We start from the raw sequence: 23425 nt of genomic DNA, 5'->3' as shown, positions 1-23425 counted from the left end.
GCTCGCGCGGCGCCGGAGCGGCCGCTCAGATGTCGAAGAAGATCGTCTCGTTCTCGCCCTGAAGGGAGATGTCGTGGCGATAGGTCGGCACGCCGTTCTCTTCCGAACGCGCCGCGATCAGGGTCGGAACGCGCGAGCGGTGCTCGATGCGCGACAGGATCGGATCGGCCTCGTTCGCGGCGGCCTCGTCGCCGAAATACATCCGCGTATGCAGGCCGATATTGATGCCGCGCGCGACGATCCACAGGGTCACATGGGGCGCTTGCAGCCGGCCGTCCTTGAACGGCACCTTGCCGGGCTTGATCGTTTCGAAGACGAATTCGCCCGTCGCCATGTCGCCGGGCGAGCGGCCGAAGCCGGAAAAGTTCGGATCCGCCTTGCCGCGCGTCTCGCCGGGCGAAGGATAGAGCCCGTCTGCATCGGCCTGCCAGATCTCGACGAGCGCATCCTTCAGCGGCGTGCCGACGCCGTCGAAGACGCGTCCGACGATGCGGATCCGCTCGCCCTTGGTGTCCGCGTCGACCATGTGTTTGCCGAGGTCCTCGGCATAGACGCCTTCGATGCCGCAATAATTCGGCGTGCAGCCGATATGGACGTAAGGCCCGGCGGTCTGCGAGGCGCTTTCCTTCAGGCGGTCGAGAGACTGGACCATCAATTGCCCTCCATCCGGTTCTCGAACATCGTCGAGCGGCGGCCCCTGAGGACGATGTCGAACTTGTAGGCCCGCGCGTCCATCGGGACCGTGTTTGCCATGTCGAGCGGGGCGACCAGCCGCTCCACCGCCGCCCGGTCGGGGATCGTCGCGACGATCGGGCACTGCCAGATCAGGGGGTCGCCCTCGAAATACATCTGCGTGATCAGGCGCTGGGCGAAGCCAAGGCCGAAGATCGAGAAGTGGATGTGCGCCGGGCGCCAGTCATTGACGCCGTTCGGCCAGGGATAGGGGCCCGGCTTGATCGTGCGGAAGCGGTAGGACCCGTCATCGGCCGTGATCGTGCGTCCGCAGCCGCCGAAATTCGGGTCGAGCGGGGCGAGGTAGGTTTCCTTCTTGTGCCGGTAGCGCCCCCCCCCATTGGCCTGCCAGAACTCGACCAGCGCGCCCGGCACGCCGCGGCCGTCCTCGTCGAGAACCCGGCCGTGGACGATGATGCGTTGGCCGATCGGCTCGCCGTCCTTGGCAAAGTTGCGGATCAGGTCGTTGTCGAGTTCGCCGATCATGTCATGACCGAACACCGGCCCGGTCATCTCGGAGAGCGTGTTGTCGAGCGCGATCAGCGCCTTCTGCGGCGAGCGCGTGACCGACGTCTTGTAGCCCGGCGTGAACGCGGGCGGATGCCAGGTCCGGTCCCGCTGATAGAACGATCCCCCGCTCATGGCGCTTCTCCATTCTTGGCGGCGTCGATTTCCTCATAGACGCTCTTGGCGATCTTGATCGCATGATTGGCGGCCGGCACGCCGGCATACACGGCGACATGGAGAAGCGCCTCGATGACGTCTTCACGGCTGGCGCCTGTATTCTGCGTCGCCCGCACATGCATGGCGACCTCGTTGTCCTGCCCCAGTGCAGCCAGCAGCGCAATCGTCACGATCGAACGCTCGCGCTTCGTAAAATGCGGCCGCGACCAGACCGAACCCCACGCGCCTTCGGTGATGAAGGTCTGGAAATCCTGGTCGAACGGGGTCGTCTGAGACTGGGCGCGATCGACATGCGCATCTCCCAGAACCTGCCGGCGCGTCGCCATGCCGATGGCGTAGCGATCAGCCCGATCCGTGGCATCGGTCATGAGGGGTCCTCCTGGAAGAGACTATCCTATGTCGCAAAAGTCATGTAAAATGAATTCCAGCGACATTTATATGCTTTTGAAGTTATGGATATCGATCCCCGGATCAAGATCCGCCATCTGCGGACCTTCGTCGAAGTGGCCCGGCTCGGCAGCGTCGGGCGCGCCGGTCATATGCTGAACGTCTCGCAGCCGGCCGTCTCCAAGACGCTGGCCGAACTCGAGGATGTTCTGGGCGCCAAGCTGATGAGCCGGGGGCGGGCGGGCGCGGCGCTGACGCCCGTCGGCCAGATGTTCCTGTCCTATGCGACGGCGAGCCTTGCGGCCCTGCGGCAGGGCATCGACGGCGTCTCGGAATCGCTGGCGGCGGGGGATCTGCGCCTGTCGATCGGCGCGCTTCCGAGCGTTGCCGCGCGGATCGTGCCGGACGCGGCGATCGAGTTCGGCCGGATCGCGCCGGAAGCGGGCCTGTCGATCGTCAGCGGTCCGAACGGCTTTCTGTTGTCGGAACTGGTCGCGGGGACGCTGGATCTCGTGATCGGGCGGCTCGGCCAGCCCGAGGCCATGGCGGGCCTGAGCTTCACCCAGCTCTATTCGGAACGCATCAGCCTCGTCGTGCGGCCGGGCCATCCGCTGATCGGGACGAGCGATCCGCGGGCGGTGGCGGGCTATCCGCTGGTCTTTCCCAACAAGGACGCGGCGATCCGTCAGATCGCCGAGCAGTTCTTCATCGCGCAGGGCCTGACACGCCGGCGCGACCGGGTCGAGACCGTGGCCGAGACCTTCGGCCGGGCTTTCGTGCGCAAGACCGATGCCGTCTGGGTCATCTCCTCGGGCGTCGTGGCGCTCGACCTCGCCGAGGGCAAGCTTGCCGAACTGCCGCTCATCATGGCGGACACGCTGGGTCCGGTCGGCCTCACCATGCGCGCCGAAGGCGACCCGTCGCCGGCGCTGAGGCTGTTCATCGAGGCACTGCGGCGAACTGTGGAGGGTCTCGGCCTTCACAGTTGACCCGTAGTACGGCCTCGTCCCATGCGCACCACCGCCCCGCCTGATCCTTTGTGCGTCATCCACTGGCTGCGAAGCACGCTACCCGGAGGCGAACTCGGCTTGTGTTTGCCGCGACATGCGCGGGACGCTCTTCACCGCGCGTTAACTATGTCAGGAGATGGTCGGGGGGAGGAGACCTCCGATGCGTATCCGCCTGGCCCTGATCTCGCTCCTGTCGGCGTTCTACGGCTGTGTCGGCGGGCCGTCGAAGTGCTATGTGACGCTGAGCCCGGGCGGCCGGCCGACCGCCGAAGCCTGCGAGAAGGGGCCAGTGCTGACCGTCCGGCCGATCACCGGAACCAATGCCGCCTATTACGTCCCGCCCTACGTCCTGGGGGCGCTGTCCTATGAAGGCTTCGTCGATCCCGGTGGCGTGACTGCTCAGGACGGTGGAACCCCCCGCGACGACGGGCAGGCAGACCGTCCGGATGGCGAGGAACATTCATCCGCCGAGCCAGCTGCGGGCGATATGACGGGCGCTGGCGCCATACCGGCCTCCGCGGCCCTTGCCGGCATCGGTCCGCATCGAATGTCTCGGCCGGACCTTCCGGACCTCGCCCTGTCGCTGGCGCCTTCCGGGCATGACGCAGGGGCGACCGATCCGCAGGCGATCTGGGACGCGCCGTTGATGGCCGGGCCGATCATCGGGCCGGCCAATTCTCCTCCGGGCGCGCCAGACTGGCGGGACCCGCCCGCCAATCGCATCGCGCCCAAGCAGACCATCGACGGCGAGGTGCGCTACCGCCGCCCTTACAATGGCGGCTACCAGAGCTTCGATCTTTCTAGCGACTTGCTTCTATGAGCAGCGTCATGCCGTTGACGACGGCGTGGCCGGGGGCGAGGTGCTTGACGATGGTCGGCCGGCTCCTGGGCGTGGCAGCGTCCACGACGATCTCGCCCTTGCGCACGTCGAACGTATAGCTGACGCCGTTGCACAGGACCGGGGTGCCGAACAGGGCCTCCTGGAAGGAGTCGAGGTCGATCGTCCTGCATTTGGCGACCGGCCGGCTGGTATGGCTGTCGGCGGTCAGGTCGACCACGATGGCATTCAGGGCGTAGCCACCGGGGATCTCGGCAAACTCGAAGGAGGTTTCGTAACGCGGCGGGTCCTTCTGCGGAGCGGACCGTTCGACCGGGGGGTTATCGCCGAATGGAATGGCAAGGCTCGAGGCGAGCAGCATGGTCTCGATCAGCATGACTGGGGTCTCCCCACCGTTCAACAAGGCGGGTGGGGGAGATACCAAGATCCCCCCCAGCCGAATCCTGGCCTGCTTAGCAGGGAACCAGAGTGTAGTGGTCCTTCTCGACCAGCTTCTTGGTCGTGATGTACACCGACGGGTTGCGGCGATGGTAGATCGTGGCACCGTCTTCGATGTCGCCGGTCCAGGTGGTGCTTTCGCCGGTGACGAGCTTGCCCCGGGTATTGTATTTGTAGAGCGAGGGGATGTATTCGACGAGGTAGCACTTGCTGCCCCGTTCATCGACATCCTTCTTGTACCATCTCGCATCGGCGGTCGCCGAAAAAGACACGACGCCGGTGAGGGCGATCAGCGTGAGCAGCACTTTGCGCATGAGAAAAAACGCCTCCGTGTTCGATGTTGCGCAAGGGCAGGATGAAATGATCTTCACCAAATATCAACAGATTAATGCTGCCGCTGGAGCGATTCAAAGGCTGCCGATAGCATCTGTGCCAAGATGAAACAGTGACTGTTCTGGAATGGGGCGATGAAGGCAGGATCTGTGCCGGAATCTTCGAGTCTATCGTCTGCCTGAACGCCCGTGTCTTTTCTTGCGCTGCGGAAGCTTGGGTTTTCAGTCGTAAAGGAAGGCTCTATCCGGGGCGGCGGTAGCCTCTGCCGCACGCGACCAGGCGCGCCGGCGCTCGCCGCTGCGGGTGGAAGTGGGAGGCAAGAGGCGGCTCGCCGGTCGGCGGGCATGCGCCGGCGACAGGACGGGCATGCGCACAGGCACCCTGTCCCCGCCTCTGTTCATCGGTAGATGCCGAATGCCGACGTCAGTCGGCGACGAGGATCGTTCCGGTCACCTCGATGCCGAAGCCCGTGAGTCCGACATAGGCGCGCTCATGGGTGGCAATGACCCGGATCGAGCGGATTTCGAGGTCCCTGAGGATCTGCGCCCCGACGCCGATCTCGCGCCAGCGCTTCTGCCGCTTGAGCGCGCTGTGATGCCGTTCGCCGTCGGCGTGGTTCTCGGCGTCGACGTCGAAGTCGTCGACCTGCGGCGTGCGCAGCAGCATGAGGACGCCGTGCCCGTGTTCCTTGAGTGTCTCGACGGCAATCTCGACCCAGGTGCGGCTGTCCCGCGCCCGGCCGAAGAGGTCGACGACCGGCTGCTCGCGATGGATGCGGGTCGGCACGTCCTCGCGGCCGTCGACGTCGCCGAAGATCGCGACGACATGCTGCATCTGGTCGAAGGGCGTCTGGTAGATGCGGATCACCCCGGCAAGGCCCGCCACCGTCAGCGGCTCCTCGCGCACGCAGGTCACGAAGGATTCGCGCCTGATGCGATAGGAGATCAGGTCCTCGATCGAGATGATCTTGAGGCCGTGCTCGCGGGCGAAGGGGATGAGCTCCGGCAGCCGCTTCACCGTCCCGTCGTCATTGACGATCTCGGCGAGGACGCCGGCGGGCTCCAGTCCCGCGAGCTTTGCGAGGTCGGTGCCGGCCTCGGTGTGGCCGGAGCGCGTGAGGACCCCGCCGTCGCGCGCGATCAGCGGGAAGATATGGCCCGGCCGCAGGAAGTCGCCGGCCGAGCAGTTGTGGTTGGCGAGCGCCCGCGCGGTATTGGCCCGCTCCTCGGCCGCGATGCCGGTGGTCATGCCGACCTTGTAGTCGACCGAGACCGTGAAGGCGGTGCGCATCGGGTCGAGATTGTTGGCGACCATCGGCGGCAGGTTCAGCGCGTCGGCCCGCTCTGATGTCATCGGCACGCAGATGATGCCGCTCGTATGGCGGATCATGAAGGCCATCTTCTCCGGCGTCGCCTTGGCGGCGGCCATGATCAGGTCGCCCTCGTTCTCGCGGTCGGTGTCGTCCACCACCACGACCAGTTCGCCGTTTGCGATCGCGGCGATCGCGTCCTCGATCGTGTCGAGTTCCATGGTATCTCCCGTCCGTCTCCCGCGTGTCGGCCTCGGGCGCGGGAGCCGTCCAATGGCGCATAGATGCGGGCAAGGCAACCCGCCTTCAAGGCGCATGCGCGACGGGCCCTCTCTCCAGCGTGGGACGGGGCGGCAGGCGGCACCTGCGTGCGGCCGGGCATCGGGGGATCGCCCCAAGTGGTCCGATGCTGCCGATACCCCGGCTGGGCCCTGTTGTCGAACGGTCCGTCCTTCGTCGCCTGTGTCGGTCGGTCGGGATCTTCTACCGGCCCGTGTCCTCGCCGACGCCGGCGATGAGCACGCGCCAGGGCGCAAGCCGGTCGTGTTGCCCCCGGTCGCGCCTGGCCGCTGTCATCAGCGTCCATTCGTCATGCGCCTGCGGATGTCGTTCGAGGAGCCGCGCGGCGTCTGCGAGAACCCTCCTCTGGGTCGCGAAGGGAAGCCATTGCGCGACCTCCTCCAGACTGCGGATGAGGCGCGCCGTACCGGACGAGCCGAGGCAGGCTCTCTCGGCGTCCGCCGCCGGGATCGGCTCCCTGACGCGGAAGACGACGCTGTGATGGTCGCAGTGACCGAGGAGGTCGATCCGGTCCTTCAGGACCCAGAACGGATAGGTCGCCCAGGGCGTGAACTCGTAGATGAAGTCCTGCTGGACGATGATCGCCCCCGGCTTCAGCCGCGGGAAGACGGTGCGAGTGATCATGTCGGTGAGGCCGGGAGACTTGCAGAGATCGAGGAAGACCAGCGCTGGCGGATCCGACAGCGCCTGAAGGCCGGCCGGCAGCGTTTCCAGCACATCGCCCTTGTACGGCCTGACGATGGAGGCGGCCGAGGCGGTCAGGATCGAGAACAGCTCGAGCCCGTCCTCGCCGGGAAAGAGCGGCAGGCCCTTGGAGTAGAGAAAGCGGTGCTTCACCGCCTCGTTCAGCTCGAACAGGTCGAAACTGTGGATCATGCGGTCCGGCCTCGACGACGATAGGACCCCGTGTGCCAGCGCCAGGGTCGAGCCGCCGACGAAGCAGCCGAGGTCGAGAATCGGACCGCTGCCGCGAAGATGGCGCGCCAGGAAGGCGAGCATGCGAAGCTCCTGCCGCGTCAGCATGGTCGGCAGAGCTGCCATGAAGTCCGGCTCGTGCTCTGCGTCCCAGGCCCGGCTCGCGATCGCTGCGTCGAGGTCCCTGAGGCTTTCGTCCCTGTCCGAAGGTTGGTTCTTCGGCTCGACCATCGGATCTTCCCTTTCGGCTGCTCGTCCATGAAGGTTGGCGTGACTGGGGCCTTCAGTCGAGATTACCCCCGGCCACGATAGGGCGGCACGCCCTGGTCTGGCAGGAAGACGCCTTCGGGGGCCGGGCCGGTCTGCCAGAAGACGTCGATCGGAATGCCGCCGCGCGGATACCAGTAGCCGCCGATCCTCAGCCAGAGGGGCTTCGTCGCTTGGACGACGCGGCGCGCGATCATGACCGTGCAGTCCTCGTGGAAGGCGCCGTGGTTGCGGAAGCTCGTCAGGAACAGTTTCAGCGACTTGGACTCGACGAGGCGCTCGTCGGGCGCATAGTCGATGACGATATGGGCGAAGTCCGGCTGGCCCGTCACCGGGCAGAGCGAGGTGAATTCGGGGCAGGTGAAGCGCACGATGACCGGCGGGCCCTCGGCGCGCGTGTAGGGAACAGTTTCGAGCTCGGCCTCGTCCGGCGAGGCCGCCGGACGGCTGTCATGGCCGAGTTGGGAGAGACCCTCGGGGGACATCGGCATTCGTCCTTTCGGTGTGGAAACGGGCGTCCGGCCGTGGTCGAAGCCAGGCGAAGCCACGCCGCGGTCATCTCGCAGCCGGCATAGGTCGAATGGGCTTCCCGCGAGACGGTACAAAATGTCGGAAGCGGACCACTAGGCTGCAAGCGGATGTTATGGAAGAGCCCGCCGGTAACGGCGGGTGTGGTCATCGCGATCTCGCGGCAATACGGACGATGACCGGAGCGGCCGGTATGGCCGGCGGCAGAAAGGACGGGCGGACCTGATGCTCGACAAGCTCGAATATCTCATCGTTCTCGCCGCCGAGAAGCATTTCGGCCGGGCCGCGGAGCGGCTCGGCATCACCCAGCCGACCTTGTCCGCCGGCATCAGGCAACTCGAGGAGCGGCTTGGCGCGACCCTCGTCAACCGGGGCTCGCGCTTTCAGGGAATGACGCAGGAGGGCGAGCGGGTGCTTGCCTGGGCGCGGCGGATCACCGATGACGTCAGGACGATGCGCGAGGAGATCCATACCGTCCGCCGCGGCCTCTCCGGCCATCTCAGAATCGGCGCGATTCCCACCGCGCTGGCCATCGTGGCGCGGCTGACGACGCCGTTCCGCAGCCGTCACGAGAACGTGACCTTCGAGGTCACCTCGCACACCTCGGCCGAGATCATCGCGGGGGTGGAGAATTTCGAGATCGATGTGGCCCTCACCTATCTCGACGACGAGCGCCTGCGCCGGCTCGACGCCTATTCGCTCTATTCCGAGCGCTACTGCCTGGTGACGACCAGAGGCAGCCGCTTCTCCGATCAGGAGAGCGTGACCTGGGAGGAGGTCGCTTCGGTGCCGCTCTGCCTTCTCAGCGGGACGATGCAGAACCGCCAGATCCTCAACCGGCACCTGGGAGCCGGCGGTCGACGGTTCACCGCGGTGATGGAGTCGAACTCGATGATCGCGCTCCTGTCGCAGACCCGCGCTGCCGGCGCGGCCGGCGCGGCGACGATCATGCCGTTTCGCTCGGCCGCGGTCCTCGGCCTTGCCGAACCCATGGTGGCAATCCCGATCACCGAGCCGGACGTCAGCTATCGCATCGGCCTCGTCACCGCCCGGCGCGACCCGCGGCCTCCGGTTGTCGGCGCTTTCTGGGAAGAAGCCCGGCTTCTGACGGAGCTTTGATAGAAATGTTCTATTGCGAAACGGCGAACGCGCCTTGATTTTCTCCTCCTGAGGGTGTGTGCTTTCTGGAAGCATTCAAAAGGCATTTCGGGAGGCGTGACGGTGGCTTACAGGACGGCATTCGATGCCGAGGAAGCAGCCAGCATCATTGATGAGTTGAAGGATCTGGAGGGCCCCCTCCTGCCGATCCTCAATGCGTTTCAGGATCGCTACGGCCATATCGGCGACGAGGCGGTCCGCCAGATCTCCGCGGCTCTCAACCTGTCGCGGGCCGAGGTCTATGGCGTCGTGTCCTTCTACCATGACTATCACAGGGAGCCGCAGGGCCGGCATGTCCTGAAGGTCTGCCGGGCGGAGGCCTGCCAGGCCGCCGGCAGCGACAAGGTCGCGAACGCGATCGAACGCGCGCTCGGCATCGGCTTCGGGGAAACCTCCGCCGACGGCCAGGTGACGCTGGAGGCGGTCTACTGCCTCGGCCTTTGCGCCACGGCCCCCTCCGCCATGCTCGACCGGCGCATCATCGGCCGGATGAACGAAGCCAAGATCGCGCCGCTGGTCGAGGAGATCCGGCTGTGACACGCGTCTTCGTTCCCCTGGATTCCTTCGCCGTCGCCTGCGGCGCAAACGAGATCGCCGACGAGTTGAAGCGGCTGGCCAACGAGCGCGGCCTCGACGTCGCGATCACGCGCAACGGCTCGCGCGGCATGGCCTGGCTCGAGCCAATGCTCGAAGTCGAGACGATCGAGGGCCGCATCGCCTACGGGCCGATCGAGCCCGGCGAGGTGGCCGAGCTGCTCGATACGGGCTTCCTCGAAGGCCGCGAGCACGCCAAGCGCATCGGCCGGCCGGAGGAGCATCCGTTTCTCGCAAAGCAGACACGCTTGACCTTCAAGCGTTGTGGCATCACCGATCCGCTCTCGCTCGACGACTACAAGGCGCATGGCGGCCTCGATGGCCTGAGGCGGGCGATCGAACTCGGTTCCGAGGCGACCGTCAAAGAGGTAACCGAATCGGGCCTGCGCGGGCGCGGCGGCGCCGGCTTCCCGACCGGCATCAAGTGGAACACCGTCCTTCAGACCGAGGCGGACCGCAAATACATCGTCGCCAATGCCGACGAAGGCGACAGCGGGACCTTCGCCGACCGCATGATCATGGAGGGCGATCCGTTCTGCCTGATCGAGGGCATGGCGATCGCCGGCCTTGCGACCGATGCGACCAAGGGCTTCATCTATCTGCGCTCGGAATATCCGGTCGCGATCGAGGTGATGAAGAAGGCGATCCACCGCGCCGAGGAAGCCGGGATCCTCGGGTCCTCGGTGCTCGACTCGGGCAAGGCCTTCGACTTGGAGATCCGCGTCGGCGCGGGCGCCTATGTCTGCGGCGAGGAAACCTCGCTGCTCGACAGCCTGGAGGGCAAGCGCGGCCAGGTGCGGTTCAAGCCGCCGCTGCCGGCCCACAAGGGCCTGTTCGGCAAGCCGACGGTGATCAACAACGTCATCACGCTCGCCTCGACACCGGAGATCCTCGCCAAGGGCGCGGCCTTCTACAAGGATTTCGGCATGGGCCGCTCGCGCGGCACGATCCCGATCCAGATCGGCGGCAACGTCAAGCATGGCGGCCTGTTCGAGACCGCCTTCGGGCTGTCGCTCGGCGAGATCGTCGAGGAGATCTGCGGCGGCACGGCGACCGGGCGCCCGGTGCGCGCGGTGCAGGTCGGCGGACCGCTCGGCGCCTATTTCCCGGTCTCGCTTTTCGACACGCCCTTCGACTACGAGGCGTTCGCGGCGAAGGACGGGCTGATCGGCCATGCCGGCATCGTCATCTTCGACGAGACGGTCGACATGATGGGTCAGGCGCGCTTCGCCTTCGAGTTCTGTGCGATCGAGTCCTGCGGCAAGTGCACGCCCTGCCGCGTCGGCGCTGTGCGCGGCTACGAGACGGTGAAGAAGATCATCGACGGGGAGCGCGTGGCGGAGAACATCGCCCTCGTCGAGGACCTCTGCAACACGATGAAGTTCGGCTCGCTCTGCGCGCTGGGCGGCTTCACCCCCTATCCGGTGATGAGCGCGATCCGGCACTTTCCGGAAGATTTTCACGGCCAGCCGATGAAGGAAGCGGCGGAGTAGCTGGCGACGGATGGGCGAGTGGCTGCGATCTTCGACGAGATCGAGTGGGACGCTGGTAACCGCGAGAAATGCCGGAAGCACGGCGTCTCGATCAACGAGATCGAACACGCCTTGAGGACGGATCCGCTGATCGCCGACGACCCGTCCCATTCGATGCACGAGCCACGCTTTCGTGCGATCGGGCAGAACGATGCGGGACGATCTATATTCGTGGTCTTCACGGTTCGCCGACGTGGCGACCGGTTCCTGGCCCGGCCCATCAGCGCCCGGTACATGCATGCGAAGGAGGTGCGGACATATGAGCAGGACGACGCTTAAGCCGATGCCGCAATTTGCGACCGACGAGGAAGCGGAGCGTTTCGTCGATGAGGCCGATCTCTCGGAATATGATCTGTCCGGATTCAAGCCGGTGAAGATGAGCCGCCGCAGCGACAACAGCACCTACAGCATCTCGATGCCCAGCGAACTGCTCTACAGGATCGATGATCGCGCACGCAGCCGCAATATCTCGATCGACGAGTACATCCTGGACCTCATCAGGAAAGATCTCGGAGACGCCTGACGGCGCCTCCTGCCAAAGAAGCAATCGCCGTCGCCAAGCGGCCAAAGCCATTCAGTCCGAATGCCCGTCAGGGAGGAACCCATGAGCCTCATTCGCGAAATCGACTACGGCACCCCGGCCTCGAAGGCCGAGAAGACCGTCACGCTCACCATCGACGGCCATGAGGTGACGGTGCCGGAGGGTACCTCGCTGATGCGAGCCGCGATGGAGGCCGGCATCCAGGTGCCCAAGCTCTGCGCCACCGACATGATGGACGCGTTCGGCTCCTGCCGGATCTGCGTGGTCGAGATCGAGGGCCGCAACGGGACCCCCGCTTCCTGTACGACGCCCGTTGCCGAGGGGCTGAAGGTCACCACCCAGAACGAGCGGCTGAAGCGCATCCGCAAGGGCGTGATGGAGCTCTACATCTCCGACCATCCGCTCGACTGCCTGACCTGCGCGGCGAACGGCGACTGCGAGCTGCAGGACATGGCGGGCGCCGTCGGCCTGCGCGACGTGCGCTACGGCTATGACGGCGAGAACCACCTCGCCAAAGAGAAAGACCAGTCGAACCCCTATTTCCAGTTCGATCCGGCCAAATGCATCGTCTGCTCGCGCTGCGTCAGGGCCTGCAACGAGGTGCAGGGCACCTTCGCGCTGACCGTCGAGGGCCGCGGCTTCGACTCGATGATCTCGGCCGGCACGAACTTCGACAACTTCATGTCGTCCGAATGCGTCTCCTGCGGCGCCTGCGTCCAGGCCTGCCCGACAGCGACGCTGGAGGAGAAGTCGGTCATCGAGATCGGCACGCCCGAGCATTCGGTTGTGACGACCTGCGCCTATTGCGGCGTCGGCTGCTCCTTCAAGGCCGAGATGCGCGGCGAGGAACTCGTCCGCATGGTGCCCTACAAGGACGGCAAGGCCAATCGCGGCCATTCCTGCGTCAAGGGCCGCTTCGCGCTGGGATATGCGACCCACAAGGATCGCATTCTCAATCCGATGATCCGCGACCACTATTCGCAGCCCTGGAAGGAAGTCTCCTGGGAGGAGGCGCTGTCCTTCACCGCGGCGAAGGTCAAGGACATTCAGGAGAAGTACGGCCGCGGCGCGGTCGGCGGCATCTCCTCCTCGCGCTGCACCAACGAGGAAGTCTACCTCGTCCAGAAGCTGGTGCGCGCCGGCTTCGGCAACAACAACATCGACACCTGCGCACGCGTCTGCCACTCCCCGACGGGCTACGGCCTGCGCTCGACCTTCGGCACCTCGGCCGGCACGCAGGACTTTGATTCCGTCGAGGACAGCGACGTCATCCTGGTCATTGGCGCCAACCCAACCGACGGCCATCCCGTCTTCGCCTCGCGCATGAAGAAGCGCCTGCGCGGCAAGCAGGGCGAGGAGGGCGCCAAGCTGATCGTCATCGATCCGCGCCGGATCGACCTCGTGAAGTCGCCGCATATCAAGGCCGACTATCACCTGCCGCTGAAGCCCGGCACCAACGTCGCCATGCTGACGGCGCTCGCCCATGTCATCGTTACCGAAGGGCTGATGGACGAGACCTTCATTCGCGAGCGCTGCGAGTGGGACGAGTTCCAGGACTGGGCGGCGCATGTCTCCGAGGAGCGCCATTCGCCGGAAGCGGTCGAGAGCATTACCGGCGTTCCCGCCGATCTCGTGCGCAAGGCCGCGCGGCTCTATGCCACCGGCGGCAACGGGGCGATCTATTACGGCCTCGGCGTCACCGAGCACAGCCAGGGATCGACCTCGGTCATCGCCATTGCAAACCTTGCCATGGTCACCGGCAATATCGGCCGCAAGGGCGTCGGCGTGAACCCGCTGCGCGGCCAGAACAACGTGCAGGGCTCCTGCGACATGGGCTCCTTCCCGCACGAGCTGCCCGGCTATCGCCACATCTCGACCGACGCCGTGCGCGAGACCTACGAGGCGCTGTGGGGCGTCAAGATCGACCACGAGCCGGGCCTCCGGATCCCGAACATGTTCGACGCCGCGGTCGAGGGCACGTTCAAGGGCCTCTACGTCCAGGGCGAGGACATCCTGCAGTCCGATCCCGACACCAAGCACGTCTCGGCGGGTCTCGAGGCGCTGGAACTGTTGATCGTCCACGACCTCTTCCTGAACGAGACGGCGAACTACGCCAACGTTTTCCTGCCGGGTTCGTCCTTCCTGGAGAAGGACGGCACCTTCACCAATGCCGAACGGCGCATCAACCGCGTGCGCAAGGTGATGAGCCCGAAGAACGGCTATGCCGACTGGGAGGTCACCCAGATGCTCGCCCGGGCGATCGGCATGGACATGAACTACGCCCATCCTTCCGAGATCATGGCGGAAATCGCCGCGACGACGCCGTCCTTCGCCGGCGTTACCTACGATCTCCTGGACGAGAAGGGCTCGGTGCAGTGGCCGTGCAACGAGGCGCATCCGGAAGGAACGCCCGTCATGCATGTCGGCGAGTTCATGCGCGGCAAGGGCAAGTTCATCAACACCGAATATGTCGCGACGGACGAGAAGGTCGGCCCGCGCTTCCCGCTCCTGCTGACGACCGGCCGCATCCTGTCGCAGTACAATGTCGGCGCGCAGACGCGGCGCACCGAGAACGTCGCCTGGCACGATGAGGACGTCCTGGAGATCCATCCTCACGATGCCGAGCAGCGGGGCATTCGCGACCGCGACTGGGTGAAGCTCGACAGCCGCGCCGGATCGACGGCGCTGCGCGCCAAGATCACCGATCGCGTGGCCCCCGGCGTCGTCTACACGACGTTCCACCATCCGATGACCCAGGCCAACGTCATCACCACCGACTTCTCGGACTGGGCGACCAACTGCCCGGAATACAAGGTCACGGCCGTGCAGATCTCGCCCTCCAACGGCCCGACCGAGTGGCAGGAGGACTATCGCGACCTGACCATGGACAGCCGCCGCATCGCCCCGGTGGAACCGGCGGAGTAGGGGGAGGACAGCCACGTCGACCGCGTCGTGACGGATCACCCCCCTCTGCCCTGCCGGGCTTCTCCCCCCCAAGGGGGGAGATCGCCTGTTCGTGCGTCGCGAACAGCGTTGCCCGGACATGCGCTCGATCCAACGTCCGCGAGGGGCGGGTACAGTTGCGTCATTTCGATTTCTCCCCATGGGGGGGAGATGCCGGCAGGCAGAGGGAGGCACGAAGGAGTGCCGGCGTTCGCCGCCACGGACGCCTACGACCACAGGCCGGCTTCGAAGCTCTTTCCGCAATGACGACCGAACGCAAACCGACAAGCGACGTCCCCGCCGCCGGCGCCGCCACGATCGCCTATCGCGGCGGCGTCTTCCAGTCCGGCACCCGCAACGTGCCGGAAGAGGTCGCCGTCGCGATCTCGATCAACGGTTCGACCCATGCCGTGATGATGGCGACCCCGAGCGATATTTCCGACCTCGGCCGCGGGCTTGCCCTCACCGAGCGGATCGTCTCGGACCCGTCCGAGATCGAACGGATCGAGATCGAGCAAACCAGCCTCGGCATCGACTGCCGGCTGTGGCTCGTCGAGGCGAAAGCGTCGACCTACACAGCGCGGCGCCGGCAGATGACCGGCCCCGTCGGCTGCGGCCTTTGCGGCGTAGAGTCTCTGGAACTTGCGGGTCGCAATTTACCGGCCGTGGCAGGCGAAACGCTCCTCCTGACGCCGACAGAGCTTACGGCAGCCATCCGGGCGATGGCGGTGGAGCAGGAGCTCAGCCGCCAGACGCGCGCGGTGCATGCGGCGGCCTTTCATCGCCCAAGCCAGGGGCTGGTCGTCACCCGCGAGGATGTCGGCCGACACAATGCGCTGGACAAGGTGTTCGGCCATCTGGCAGAGCGCGGCGTCGACCCGGCGTCCGGCTTCCTGACGATCACCAGCCGCGTATCAGTCGAACTGATCCAGAAGGCCGCAGTCATGGGCTGTCCGCTGATTGCAGCGGTCTCCGCGCCGACCGCGCTTGCAATCCAAGAGGCCGAAAGCACCAACATCACCCTCGTCGCCGTCGTGCGCGGCGACGAGTTCGAGATATTTACCCATCCGCAGCGGATCGCCGGCGCGCTGAGTGCCGCCGGCGGGGGAAGCCCAGCGGACCACCATGCCGGGGAGGGCGTACGCCATGGAACGTGACAAGCTGGCCTATATGGCGAACCAGATCGCGACCTTCTTCGAATCGGCGCCCGAGGGCGCGCGATCGGACGGCGTCGCCGACCATATCAACATGTTCTGGGAGCCGCGCATGCGCACGCAGCTCTTCGAGCGCGTCGATTCCGGCAAGACCGAGGACCTTCATCCGCTGGTTCTGGAGGCCATGCCGTCGATCAGGCGCCCGGAAACCCCGCTGGAACAGCGCGCGTCGAAGCAGGGGTGAGGGGGCTCCGAGCCTTCACATCAACGGGCTGTCGGATGGGATCATCGGCGTCACGACTGCCTCATCCGCGACCATGGCATCAATGGCTATCGGGACGGTCGGTCCACTCATAAGAGCGCTTCAGGGCTGAGTCTTCGCGCGGAGGCTGCGGGCGGCGCCGGGCTCAACAGCGCGTTAACCTTGACCGTTTATGAACCGGAAGGTCAGCAACCGGTTCGGGTCCCACACCATGCGCCTTGCCCAATTCGTCATGGCCGCCGCCGCGTCCAGCCTCCTCGCGGGCTGCGCCTCCAACCAGGCGGCGAGCCTTGCCAGGCCGCAGGACCCGGCCGGGAAGGTGGCAGCCCTCGGTTTTGCCGGAGAGGCGCGGGGCGCCGACGCGTTCCCGCTCTACCAGTCGTTCAGGCCGGTCTCGCATTCGGCGCTGAACGGCCGCACGATCGCCGTTGCCAGGATCTCGGATATCGCGCTTCGGCCGAAGGAAGTGGTGCTGACCTTCGACGACGGGCCGATGCCGGGAAAGACGTCGAAGATCCTTGAGACGCTCGACGACTATGGGGTCGGGGCGACCTTCCTGATGGTCGGCGAGATGGCTCACTATCATCCGGACCTCGTCCGCGAGGTGGCGCAACACGGGCATACGATCGGCACCCACACCTACCGCCATGCCAATCTGAGGACGATGAGCCCGGATGCGGCGATGGCCGAAATCCGGAAAGGGCAGGCAAGCGTCGCCGAAGCCCTCGCCCCGATCGGGCGCCGCCCGGCGCCATTCTTCCGCTTTCCCTATCTGGCGGACACGCAGAGCCTGCGAAAGCGGCTCGCGAGCGAAGGCATCACCACGATCGACGTCGACATCGATTCCAAGGACTATTTCCGGTCGTCGGCGGAATCGGTCCGCAGCCGCGCATTGGATGCGGTCGAAAAGCACGGCCGCGGCATCATCCTGATGCACGACATCCAGACGCGCACGGCGGCGATGCTTCCGCAGTTCCTCGCCGATCTGAAGTCACGCGGCTACACCGTCGTGCGCCTGTCGCCGGCCGATCGATCGGCGCCGCTGGTCGCATCGGCCGAGTAATTCCAGTGGATCGGACAGGCCCGCGCGCCGACGAAAGTCGCGGCGGGTTTTCCCGGCCTCACCTTCCCGGCGGTTCCGGGTGGCGTCGCGTCAAGACGCGCCGCCGGTTCGAGGGGAAGTGGGAAGCGGCACTGGACGCTGCCGGGACGGCACCCAAATGGACTGGACATCGGACAGAGGAATGTCCCTCCACACCCTGCCGGCCCGCCGGAACGGTCGGCCGAACCCGGCGGATCGCCGCGACATGAGCGCACTCGTCCAGACCCGGCTCGTCAACGAGCCCTTTTCGGATCCCGGCCTGTTCGTCGACTTCCAGTTCGGCCGCCGTGCCTTCCTGTTCGACATGGGCGATCTCGCTCCGATGTCGCGGCGCGAGCTGCTGCGCGTCGGCCATGCCTTCGTTTCGCACCGGCACATCGATCACTTCATCGGCTTCGACAGGCTGCTCCGCCTGCATCTCTACCGGGCGGGAATGCTGACGGTGATCGGGCCGCCCGGCCTCGTGGACGGCATCGAGGCCAAGCTGTCCGCCTACACCTGGAACCTCCTCGGCCCGGATTTCCAGGACTATCGAATCCGCGCGGCAGAGTTTCGCGACGGGCGCCTGTCCGACTGGAGCGAGTTCGCCGCCCGCGATGTCTTCCGGCGGCGGCCGATCGAGTCGGAGGCGCTGGCGCCCGGCTGCGTCCTCGACGAGGTGGACCTGTCCGTCGAGGCCGTGACGCTCGACCATGCGACGCCCTGTCTCGCCTTCGCCCTTCAGGAGCGCTTGCGGGTCAATGTCTGGACGGAAGGGCTGAAGGATCTCGGACTCGAGGTCGGGCCATGGCTTGACGCGGCGAAGACTGCGGTACGCTCCGGCGCATCCGACGACTATCCGATCGCGGTTGCAAGCGGCGAGACGGTTCCGCTCGGCCGCCTGAGGGAAGGCGCGCTGCATGTCGGCCCCGGCCAACGCATCGCCTATGTCGTCGACACGGCCTTCACGCCTGAGAATATCGACCGGATCGTCGCGCTCGCCGCGGCGGCGGATCATCTTTACATCGAAGCCGCCTTCCTCGACGAGGATGCGGACGAGGCGAGGGCGCGCCACCACCTGACGGCGCGCCAGGCGGGCGAGCTCGCCGCGCGCGCCAGGGTGAAGCGTCTGACGACGCTGCACCACTCGACCCGCTATCTCGACCGGCCGGAAAGCCTCGACGAGGAAGCGCAGGCGGCCTTCCTGGCGGAGGCGCGGTAGGAGGCCGCGATCCCCGGGGCGCGGACCTGTGGCGCGAAAGGATCAGCGCAGCCGGCGCAGCCGCGTCGTGAGGACGCTGTCGGTTCGTTGCAGGGCGGCGCTGATTGCCGCGAGTTCGTCGTCGGAGATCGCGCCGACCAGATAATCCTCCATCCGTTTCCAGATATTGCGGACGGCCTCCTGAGCCTTGAGTCCCTCCGGAAGCAGACGAACCATTGTCTGGCGAGCGTCGGACCGGCTCGGCACGCGTTCGACGAGACCCCTTTCCACGAGGCGGTCGAGCATCTTGGACACCGTCGAGGGTCGCACGCCGAGCGCATCCGCCAGGCCGGACACGGAGACCGGGTGGTCCACCTCGAGCTGGTCGAGCAGCCTGTCCTGGCCCGGATGGAGCCCGATCTCGGCCAGGGTGAGCGCGTTAAAGGCGCGGGTCGTCTTGGAAATGCACAGGAGAGACGGGACGAGGCTCATCGCACCGTCGGCGGAACCAGCTTCCATCATGGGTGCGTGGGTCATGCTGTTCATGCTGCATCTCCTTGCTCTGATGTCAGGATGGGGAACCACCCCGAGGCATGAGGAATCGCAGGGCACGGAACGCCCGGCGTAGAGCGGATCGGACCCGCCACGTCATGATGCGCTCACAGAAGGACCCAGGATGCCCAGCCCGAAATCGGCGAGGGCAGATCGCGCAGCAGTTGCGCCGCTCCGAAGACCCTTGGATGGGAAGCGCCCGATCCATTGCTTTCGAACCTAGCCCCGCTGATGCAGGGTGTCCTTAACATAGGCCTATTTGCGGGAAGTCTTTAGCCGTGGCGCAGTCCGTCTCGGTCACACCTATCTATTGCCGCACCCGCATCCCCTGAGCGAAGCGACGGACCCGCGGGGCCGTCAGCCAGCCCGACGTGGGCCTTTTTGCAACCTGGCAAAATGCCCGGATGCAATCAGTGGTAATTGCCGCTAAACACGGCGCCGGGGCAGGGGCGGCAATGGCTGCTTGCGCCGATTCTGCGTTTCGTCCCATGGTCTTGCGGGACACGGCGCGTTGTCCACATCATCGGTTTGGAAGGAGATGGATATGGGAGCGATCGACAGGCTCTGGCACGAATGGTTCGAGGCCGGCGAGGGCAAGGGATTTGCCCGGCTCATCGCCTTCATTCTGGCCTTCGTCGTGGTGTTCGGTCTGGTCTTTGCCGTGCTGAGTTAGGTGGGGAGCTAAAGGAAATTAAGCTTCCGTTGTTGCGGAAGCCCTGTGCTCTCGGGCGAGGCCAGAGCGTGGGCGGGAACGCTCTACACGGCCCGTTCCCGAGGCCCAAACCCGAAAACCCGTCATCGGTACGCGCGAATGCGCGTCCGCTGACGGGCGAAGACGGAAAACGGCTTTTCGTCTTGGATCGGCGCTAGGATCAGCGTCCTGTGGGGGTCGCGCGGCGCTTCGGGCCGGGGATCAGTCCCTCGCGCTGCGCCTGCTTGCGGGCGAGCTTGCGCGAGCGGCGGATTGCCTGCTGCTTTTCCCGGGCGCGGCGCTCGGAGGGCTTCTCATAGGCGCGACGCGCCTTCATCTCGCGGAACACGCCCTCGCGCTGCAGCTTCTTCTTCAGGGCTCTCAGAGCCTGGTCCACATTGTTGTCTCTGACGTCGACTTTCAAAGCGACTCCCTCTTCTTCCGGTGTGAATACGAAGAAAGCCGCGTCCGCCCCCGAAGCCGGGGCGGCACTGCAACCGGCAACTCGTGAAAGTCGCTCAGCCGGCAGCCTTCTTGCGAGACCGCGTGGTCTTCGGCGCCGCCCGCTTGGGCTTGGCCTCGACCGGCGGGGTGGCAGCTTCGCGCTCGAGCCGCAGCTTCCTCAGCCTAGCGGTCTTCTCCTGCGTCGCCTTGGCTTCTGCCGCGATAATGCCGCCCGCCGAGCCCTTCTCGGCTCGCGCCGGCGGCGCAGGCATCAGCGCATCGGCGCGTTTGCGCGCCACTTCGGACCTGTCCATCACACCGGTCTCCAATTGGGGATATCCGGTACGCTGGGCGCTCCGGTGTTCTACATATGGTGAGAACGACCCGAAAGGCAAATTTCCCCTCTTCTGCCTGGCCCGTAAGCGCAGGAAAACGTGATATTCTGCGCGCTTTTCCGGTTTGCGACGGATCCCAGAAGGGCGGTCGAGCGCTCTCGGCGAATTTCCTCAAGTCCGACCGGAGGCGATTCGGCCTGGCCCCGCGCCGCTGGCCTCAAGCCGGTGCGCCGCGCCAATCCGGCATCGGCGCCGATTGCCGACGGCAGCGGCCGTCGTTTCGCCGCTCATATGCGCCGCACTCGACGACTTCCGTGCGGTTTCGGCCGGCGCGCTTGGCCCGGTAAAGCGCTGCATCGGCTTCGGCGACCAGATGGTCCGCCTCCGCGCAGGAGCGCGTACAGGTCGCGCCGCCGACGGTGACGCTCAGAAAACCTCCGTCCGGCAGAGCCGGATGCCGGTGCCGGATGGCCGCAACCGCAGCCACCATCCGCCTTGCCAACTCGGCCGCCTGCCTGACGGAGGTTCGCGGAAGGACCAGCGCGAACTCTTCCCCGCCGTAGCGGGCGACGAGATCGTCCGGCTTGGGCATCTCGTGGACGAATAAACGGGCCAGTCGGCGAAGGCATTCATCCCCAGCCTGATGTCCCAGCACGTCATTGTACAGCTTGAAATGGTCGATATCGATCAGGAGGATCGACAGGGGCTGCCGGATGCGGTTGCGGTCCTGCCAGGCCGCATCGAGAGCGGCATCGAAGGCGCGGCGGTTGGCGATGCCGGTGAGGCCATCCTGTGTGGCGAGTGCCGCCAGGGCAAGCTGCGCCTTCTTCTGTTCGGTAATGTCGCGCAGGGTCTCCACGACGCCGATCATCTTGCCTTCGTCCGACACGATGGGGCCGGCATCGATCGCCAGATACCGGCGGGCTGTTTCCCGAGGCATCTGGCACCAGTTCTCCGCCGACAGCTGGGCGATCCCGTGCGGAGAGGGAACGATTTCGGCGTAGAGTTCCGCTGCCTCGACCAGGCGTCCCTGCAATATGAGATCGGCCAGGCAAGGGCGCGGTGCCGTATAGAACCCGCGCCAATGCTCCTTCGTCCCGATGACCTGCGACGCGGCAAGGCCCGTCAGGCGCTCGCAGGCCCGGTTCCACACGAGCACCCGGCCATCCCCGCCAAGGACGAAGGTCGGAACGACCAGATGCTCCATCATCCGGACGGCAAACGATTGCCCGTCGAGTGGGGATCCTTCCGACTTTCGGCTTGAACGAGCGTGCGGCATGGAGGTGCATCCCGAATGCGTCAGGCAACGAACTGACGGCCCAAACGAACATTGGAGCCTATTTCGTAAGGCGTGTAGGAATAATTACCAATTAACTTATCGGCCCCAATTTTAGGCGCCGTGTGTCAAAAGTTATACCACTACTTGGCGAATATCTGCGAGTTTAGTCCGGCGTTGTCAGGCGGACGGAAGCCGCTTTCACCCTCGATGTTCGGAATGCCGAACGGTGACACGGACCGGCCGCCAAAGTGCGAGGAAGCAGCTGCCAGACCTTCGGTCCGATGGGGAGGTGAAGCGGACGATCCGGCCCGGTATGATCCCTGCGAGCGGAGATGAACCGGCGTTGCGACCGGGCTGCGCGCGCCTTCTGCATTCAGAAACTGTGCCGTCGGAAACAAAGCGGTTCAGGTGACATTCAGCGTGAACCTGCCAGGCTGTGGACGGTTACCCCTGGCACCCGAAATTGGAGAGACCAATGACGACACTTTACGGCACCGATGCCCCCGAGGATTTCTACGGCACCGATGGCCAGGATTACATCGCCGGCTATGGCGGCGACGACTACATTGTCGGTTATGCCTCCTATGACCAGCTCTTCGGCGGGGCAGGGTCCGACACGGTCTTCGCCGGCGATTTCGACGACTCCGTCGAGGGCGGCAGCGGCGACGACATCATCTTTGGCGGCTCCTCCGACTTCGGCAACGACGTGATCTGGGGCGACAGCAGTGCCGACTACTCGCTCTCCGGCTACGACGACATCTATGCGGGCGGCGGGAACGACGTCGTCTTCGGGGGCGCCGGCAAGGACGTGATCGGCGGCGGGTCCGGCAACGACACGCTCTACGGTGGCGTGCCGGGCTCGAATGCCGGCGACGTCTCCACCGAGGCGAGCGGCAACTGGGGCGACGACCAGATCTTCGGCGGCGGCGGTGCCGACGACATCGGCACAACGAGCGGGAATGACACCGTCTTCGGCGGCAGCGGCGACGATCTGCTCTTCGATAGCGGCGGCTACAACCTCCTGGGCGGCGGCAGCGGCAACGACCGGATCATCAGCTATGGCGGAGGGACCATCTATGGCGGCTCCGGCAACGACACGATCGAGGCCCATGGCGGCACGAACACGATCTGGGGCGGAACCGGGATCGACGTCATCGTCAACTCCGATGCCTATGGCAGCAACGACGTCGACGTCTTCGCCTTCGACTACAATCATTCCTACTATGGTGCCGACAGCGTCTTCGGCTTCGAGTCCGGAGAGGATCTGATCGATCTCAGCTATTACGACCGCAATGGCGACGGCTATGGCGACCTCACCACTTCGGATGTCGCGTTCGACTACCGCACCGACCTGTCCGATTCGACCTATGCGGTGACCGACGTGCACTTCAACGGCGAAGTGGTGCGGGTCTATGCCGACGCCTATCTGAGCGGGGGCGACATCTACGTGTAGTTCGCCCCTTGTGGCGAGTGCCGGATGCCGGCCGAGTGGTCGGCATCCGGCGCATCAGAGCGAGGTCGGTCGCATCGATTCCGCCTTCAGAGCTGAAAGCTGCGGACCCGTCATCAGACATTTCGGGCTGCCTCAGCTCAATGCGCCGGCCACAATGCCCTCCTCGCGAACGACCGCTTGCTCTTCGCCAGCCCGAATGGGCTCTCCCGTCTCTTCAGTCTGTTGGGCCTGTGCGCACAGTCCTTTGCCTCGATCATCCGGTCTCCGGGACCGGTGCTTGGCTTCGACGGACATGTCCGGGCGCTCGCTCCATCGCGACATCCTGACGATGCGCGCCACTGATCCGTCAGACAAATGCGCCGCCGAACGAGTGCTAAGACCCGCTACCGCTAGCTCTGGACAGAATGGGTGCCCGACCTGAGACATAGGTGACACTTCGTACCGGAGACATGGGTAACACTTTT

General features: G+C 65.6%; 26 protein-coding genes. 14 read left to right on the top strand and 12 right to left on the bottom strand.

All coding sequences use genetic code 11. The annotated features are described in order from the left end of the window. Positions 1 to 25 precede the first annotated feature (25 nt). From pcaG to pcaC, 3 genes are read right to left on the bottom strand one after another with little or no spacing between them, the layout of a single operon-like run. Positions 26 to 652, bottom strand: a complete 627-nt coding sequence (gene pcaG / locus LH400_RS07700) for a protocatechuate 3,4-dioxygenase subunit alpha (RefSeq protein ID WP_229152094.1) — start codon at positions 650 to 652, stop codon at positions 26 to 28. Further along, on the bottom strand, positions 652 to 1374 hold the full coding sequence (pcaH, locus tag LH400_RS07695) for a protocatechuate 3,4-dioxygenase subunit beta (RefSeq protein WP_229152093.1): 723 nt from the start codon (positions 1372 to 1374) through the stop codon (positions 652 to 654). Before pcaH ends, pcaG begins: the two co-directional genes overlap by 1 nt. After that, positions 1371 to 1784, bottom strand: a complete 414-nt coding sequence (gene pcaC, locus LH400_RS07690) for a 4-carboxymuconolactone decarboxylase (protein WP_229152092.1) — start codon at positions 1782 to 1784, stop codon at positions 1371 to 1373. The genes pcaH and pcaC overlap by 4 nt, the downstream gene beginning before the upstream one ends. An 84-nt stretch (positions 1785 to 1868) precedes the next feature. Here pcaC and pcaQ point away from each other — a divergent pair, with 84 nt between their 5' ends. Beyond that, positions 1869 to 2792: a pca operon transcription factor PcaQ gene (pcaQ, locus tag LH400_RS07685; protein WP_229152091.1), complete on the top strand. Its 924-nt coding sequence runs from the start codon at positions 1869 to 1871 to the stop codon at positions 2790 to 2792. Positions 2793 to 2973: 181 nt separating this feature from the next. Further along, on the top strand, positions 2974 to 3633 hold the full coding sequence (locus LH400_RS07680; RefSeq protein ID WP_229152090.1) for a hypothetical protein: 660 nt from the start codon (positions 2974 to 2976) through the stop codon (positions 3631 to 3633). Here LH400_RS07680 and LH400_RS07675 read toward each other — a convergent pair. The 5 genes from LH400_RS07675 to queF all read right to left on the bottom strand — a co-directional run bounded on the left by LH400_RS07675 (position 3614) and on the right by queF (position 7698). Beyond that, positions 3614 to 4027, bottom strand: coding sequence for a hypothetical protein (locus LH400_RS07675; protein ID WP_229152089.1), 414 nt, complete (start codon positions 4025 to 4027; stop codon positions 3614 to 3616). The genes LH400_RS07680 and LH400_RS07675 overlap by 20 nt on opposite strands. Before the next feature lie 76 nt (positions 4028 to 4103). Further along, entirely contained in the window at positions 4104 to 4403 is a 300-nt protein-coding gene (locus LH400_RS07670; protein ID WP_229152088.1) for a hypothetical protein, read from the bottom strand. Positions 4404 to 4845: 442 nt separating this feature from the next. Continuing rightward, a complete protein-coding gene (gene ribB, locus LH400_RS07665; protein ID WP_229152087.1) occupies positions 4846 to 5952 on the bottom strand; it encodes a 3,4-dihydroxy-2-butanone-4-phosphate synthase in 1107 nt (368 codons plus the stop codon). 262 nt (positions 5953 to 6214) lie between these two features. Next, positions 6215 to 7177: a class I SAM-dependent methyltransferase gene (locus LH400_RS07660; protein ID WP_229152086.1), complete on the bottom strand. Its 963-nt coding sequence runs from the start codon at positions 7175 to 7177 to the stop codon at positions 6215 to 6217. A 62-nt stretch (positions 7178 to 7239) separates the two neighbouring features. Beyond that, entirely contained in the window at positions 7240 to 7698 is a 459-nt protein-coding gene (queF, locus tag LH400_RS07655) for a preQ(1) synthase (protein WP_229152085.1), read from the bottom strand. A 268-nt stretch (positions 7699 to 7966) separates the two neighbouring features. Here queF and LH400_RS07650 point away from each other — a divergent pair, with 268 nt between their 5' ends. The 10 genes from LH400_RS07650 (at position 7967) to LH400_RS07605 (ending at position 18228) form a co-directional block, all read left to right on the top strand. Beyond that, positions 7967 to 8860, top strand: a complete 894-nt coding sequence (locus LH400_RS07650; protein ID WP_229152084.1) for a LysR family transcriptional regulator — start codon at positions 7967 to 7969, stop codon at positions 8858 to 8860. A 96-nt stretch (positions 8861 to 8956) separates the two neighbouring features. Continuing rightward, positions 8957 to 9436, top strand: a complete 480-nt coding sequence (locus LH400_RS07645) for a formate dehydrogenase subunit gamma (RefSeq protein ID WP_370638351.1) — start codon at positions 8957 to 8959, stop codon at positions 9434 to 9436. After that, positions 9433 to 10986, top strand: a complete 1554-nt coding sequence (locus tag LH400_RS07640) for a formate dehydrogenase beta subunit (RefSeq protein ID WP_229152082.1) — start codon at positions 9433 to 9435, stop codon at positions 10984 to 10986. The genes LH400_RS07645 and LH400_RS07640 overlap by 4 nt, the downstream gene beginning before the upstream one ends. A gap of 18 nt (positions 10987 to 11004) precedes the next feature. Further along, positions 11005 to 11304, top strand: a complete 300-nt coding sequence (locus LH400_RS07635; RefSeq protein WP_229152081.1) for a BrnT family toxin — start codon at positions 11005 to 11007, stop codon at positions 11302 to 11304. Continuing rightward, positions 11285 to 11548 (top strand): CopG family antitoxin, encoded by a 264-nt coding sequence (locus tag LH400_RS07630; protein WP_229152080.1) that lies wholly within the window; start codon positions 11285 to 11287, stop codon positions 11546 to 11548. Before LH400_RS07635 ends, LH400_RS07630 begins: the two co-directional genes overlap by 20 nt. An 81-nt stretch (positions 11549 to 11629) precedes the next feature. Then, positions 11630 to 14491 (top strand): formate dehydrogenase subunit alpha, encoded by a 2862-nt coding sequence (gene fdhF / locus LH400_RS07625; protein ID WP_229152079.1) that lies wholly within the window; start codon positions 11630 to 11632, stop codon positions 14489 to 14491. A gap of 281 nt (positions 14492 to 14772) precedes the next feature. Further along, positions 14773 to 15666 carry a formate dehydrogenase accessory sulfurtransferase FdhD gene (fdhD, locus tag LH400_RS07620; RefSeq protein WP_229152078.1) on the top strand — a complete coding sequence of 298 codons (894 nt, stop codon included), beginning with the start codon at positions 14773 to 14775 and terminating at the stop codon, positions 15664 to 15666. Further along, positions 15656 to 15907 carry a formate dehydrogenase subunit delta gene (locus LH400_RS07615; RefSeq protein WP_229152077.1) on the top strand — a complete coding sequence of 84 codons (252 nt, stop codon included), beginning with the start codon at positions 15656 to 15658 and terminating at the stop codon, positions 15905 to 15907. The genes fdhD and LH400_RS07615 overlap by 11 nt, the downstream gene beginning before the upstream one ends. Before the next feature lie 229 nt (positions 15908 to 16136). Further along, positions 16137 to 16988, top strand: coding sequence for a polysaccharide deacetylase family protein (locus LH400_RS07610; protein WP_229152076.1), 852 nt, complete (start codon positions 16137 to 16139; stop codon positions 16986 to 16988). 244 nt (positions 16989 to 17232) lie between these two features. Next, positions 17233 to 18228, top strand: coding sequence for a ribonuclease Z (locus tag LH400_RS07605; protein ID WP_229152075.1), 996 nt, complete (start codon positions 17233 to 17235; stop codon positions 18226 to 18228). A gap of 42 nt (positions 18229 to 18270) precedes the next feature. On the opposite strand, the gene LH400_RS07600 is transcribed toward LH400_RS07605, so the two are convergent. Next, positions 18271 to 18753, bottom strand: a complete 483-nt coding sequence (locus LH400_RS07600; RefSeq protein WP_229152074.1) for a MarR family winged helix-turn-helix transcriptional regulator — start codon at positions 18751 to 18753, stop codon at positions 18271 to 18273. A 550-nt stretch (positions 18754 to 19303) separates the two neighbouring features. Here LH400_RS07600 and LH400_RS25980 point away from each other — a divergent pair. Next, positions 19304 to 19432 carry a hypothetical protein gene (locus LH400_RS25980; RefSeq protein WP_255616878.1) on the top strand — a complete coding sequence of 43 codons (129 nt, stop codon included), beginning with the start codon at positions 19304 to 19306 and terminating at the stop codon, positions 19430 to 19432. A 199-nt stretch (positions 19433 to 19631) separates the two neighbouring features. Here LH400_RS25980 and rpsU read toward each other — a convergent pair whose 3' ends face one another. The 3 genes from rpsU to LH400_RS07585 all read right to left on the bottom strand — a co-directional run bounded on the left by rpsU (position 19632) and on the right by LH400_RS07585 (position 21439). Beyond that, on the bottom strand, positions 19632 to 19874 hold the full coding sequence (rpsU, locus tag LH400_RS07595) for a 30S ribosomal protein S21 (RefSeq protein WP_229152073.1): 243 nt from the start codon (positions 19872 to 19874) through the stop codon (positions 19632 to 19634). A gap of 94 nt (positions 19875 to 19968) precedes the next feature. Continuing rightward, the gene (locus LH400_RS07590; protein WP_229152072.1) at positions 19969 to 20208 is read right to left on the bottom strand and encodes a hypothetical protein; all 240 of its coding nucleotides are present in this window, start codon (positions 20206 to 20208) and stop codon (positions 19969 to 19971) included. Positions 20209 to 20446: 238 nt separating this feature from the next. Then, complete coding sequence (locus tag LH400_RS07585) at positions 20447 to 21439, bottom strand: diguanylate cyclase (protein ID WP_229152071.1); 993 nt, start codon at positions 21437 to 21439, stop codon at positions 20447 to 20449. A 544-nt stretch (positions 21440 to 21983) separates the two neighbouring features. Between LH400_RS07585 and LH400_RS07580 the strand changes: the two genes are divergently transcribed. Further along, positions 21984 to 22961 (top strand): calcium-binding protein, encoded by a 978-nt coding sequence (locus LH400_RS07580; protein ID WP_229152070.1) that lies wholly within the window; start codon positions 21984 to 21986, stop codon positions 22959 to 22961. Positions 22962 to 23425 lie beyond the last annotated feature (464 nt).

Origin of the sequence: Jiella soli (assembly GCF_020615385.1) — a bacterium.
GTDB lineage: Bacteria > Pseudomonadota > Alphaproteobacteria > Rhizobiales > Rhizobiaceae > VKMB-3413.
The sequence above is the reverse complement of the archived record's forward strand: the minus strand, read 5'-3'. Positions and strand labels throughout refer to the sequence as shown.

Excerpts from the sequence above, each read along its gene's own strand:
- queF (WP_229152085.1), bottom strand. The coding sequence starts at position 7,698 with ATGTCCCCCGAGGGTCTCTCCCAACTCGGCCATGACAGCCGTCCGGCG.
- LH400_RS07610 (WP_229152076.1), top strand. The coding sequence starts at position 16,137 with ATGCGCCTTGCCCAATTCGTCATGGCCGCCGCCGCGTCCAGCCTCCTC.
- LH400_RS07650 (WP_229152084.1), top strand. The coding sequence starts at position 7,967 with ATGCTCGACAAGCTCGAATATCTCATCGTTCTCGCCGCCGAGAAGCAT.
- LH400_RS07590 (WP_229152072.1), bottom strand. The coding sequence starts at position 20,208 with ATGGACAGGTCCGAAGTGGCGCGCAAACGCGCCGATGCGCTGATGCCT.
- LH400_RS25980 (WP_255616878.1), top strand. The coding sequence starts at position 19,304 with ATGGGAGCGATCGACAGGCTCTGGCACGAATGGTTCGAGGCCGGCGAG.
- LH400_RS07600 (WP_229152074.1), bottom strand. The coding sequence starts at position 18,753 with ATGAACAGCATGACCCACGCACCCATGATGGAAGCTGGTTCCGCCGAC.
- LH400_RS07580 (WP_229152070.1), top strand. The coding sequence starts at position 21,984 with ATGACGACACTTTACGGCACCGATGCCCCCGAGGATTTCTACGGCACC.
- pcaQ (WP_229152091.1), top strand. The coding sequence starts at position 1,869 with ATGGATATCGATCCCCGGATCAAGATCCGCCATCTGCGGACCTTCGTC.
- pcaH (WP_229152093.1), bottom strand. The coding sequence starts at position 1,374 with ATGAGCGGGGGATCGTTCTATCAGCGGGACCGGACCTGGCATCCGCCC.
- LH400_RS07615 (WP_229152077.1), top strand. The coding sequence starts at position 15,656 with ATGGAACGTGACAAGCTGGCCTATATGGCGAACCAGATCGCGACCTTC.
- fdhF (WP_229152079.1), top strand. The coding sequence starts at position 11,630 with ATGAGCCTCATTCGCGAAATCGACTACGGCACCCCGGCCTCGAAGGCC.
- LH400_RS07670 (WP_229152088.1), bottom strand. The coding sequence starts at position 4,403 with ATGCGCAAAGTGCTGCTCACGCTGATCGCCCTCACCGGCGTCGTGTCT.
- fdhD (WP_229152078.1), top strand. The coding sequence starts at position 14,773 with ATGACGACCGAACGCAAACCGACAAGCGACGTCCCCGCCGCCGGCGCC.
- LH400_RS07605 (WP_229152075.1), top strand. The coding sequence starts at position 17,233 with ATGAGCGCACTCGTCCAGACCCGGCTCGTCAACGAGCCCTTTTCGGAT.
- ribB (WP_229152087.1), bottom strand. The coding sequence starts at position 5,952 with ATGGAACTCGACACGATCGAGGACGCGATCGCCGCGATCGCAAACGGC.
- LH400_RS07660 (WP_229152086.1), bottom strand. The coding sequence starts at position 7,177 with ATGGTCGAGCCGAAGAACCAACCTTCGGACAGGGACGAAAGCCTCAGG.
- LH400_RS07680 (WP_229152090.1), top strand. The coding sequence starts at position 2,974 with ATGCGTATCCGCCTGGCCCTGATCTCGCTCCTGTCGGCGTTCTACGGC.
- LH400_RS07585 (WP_229152071.1), bottom strand. The coding sequence starts at position 21,439 with ATGATGGAGCATCTGGTCGTTCCGACCTTCGTCCTTGGCGGGGATGGC.
- LH400_RS07630 (WP_229152080.1), top strand. The coding sequence starts at position 11,285 with ATGAGCAGGACGACGCTTAAGCCGATGCCGCAATTTGCGACCGACGAG.
- pcaC (WP_229152092.1), bottom strand. The coding sequence starts at position 1,784 with ATGACCGATGCCACGGATCGGGCTGATCGCTACGCCATCGGCATGGCG.
- LH400_RS07675 (WP_229152089.1), bottom strand. The coding sequence starts at position 4,027 with ATGCTGATCGAGACCATGCTGCTCGCCTCGAGCCTTGCCATTCCATTC.
- pcaG (WP_229152094.1), bottom strand. The coding sequence starts at position 652 with ATGGTCCAGTCTCTCGACCGCCTGAAGGAAAGCGCCTCGCAGACCGCC.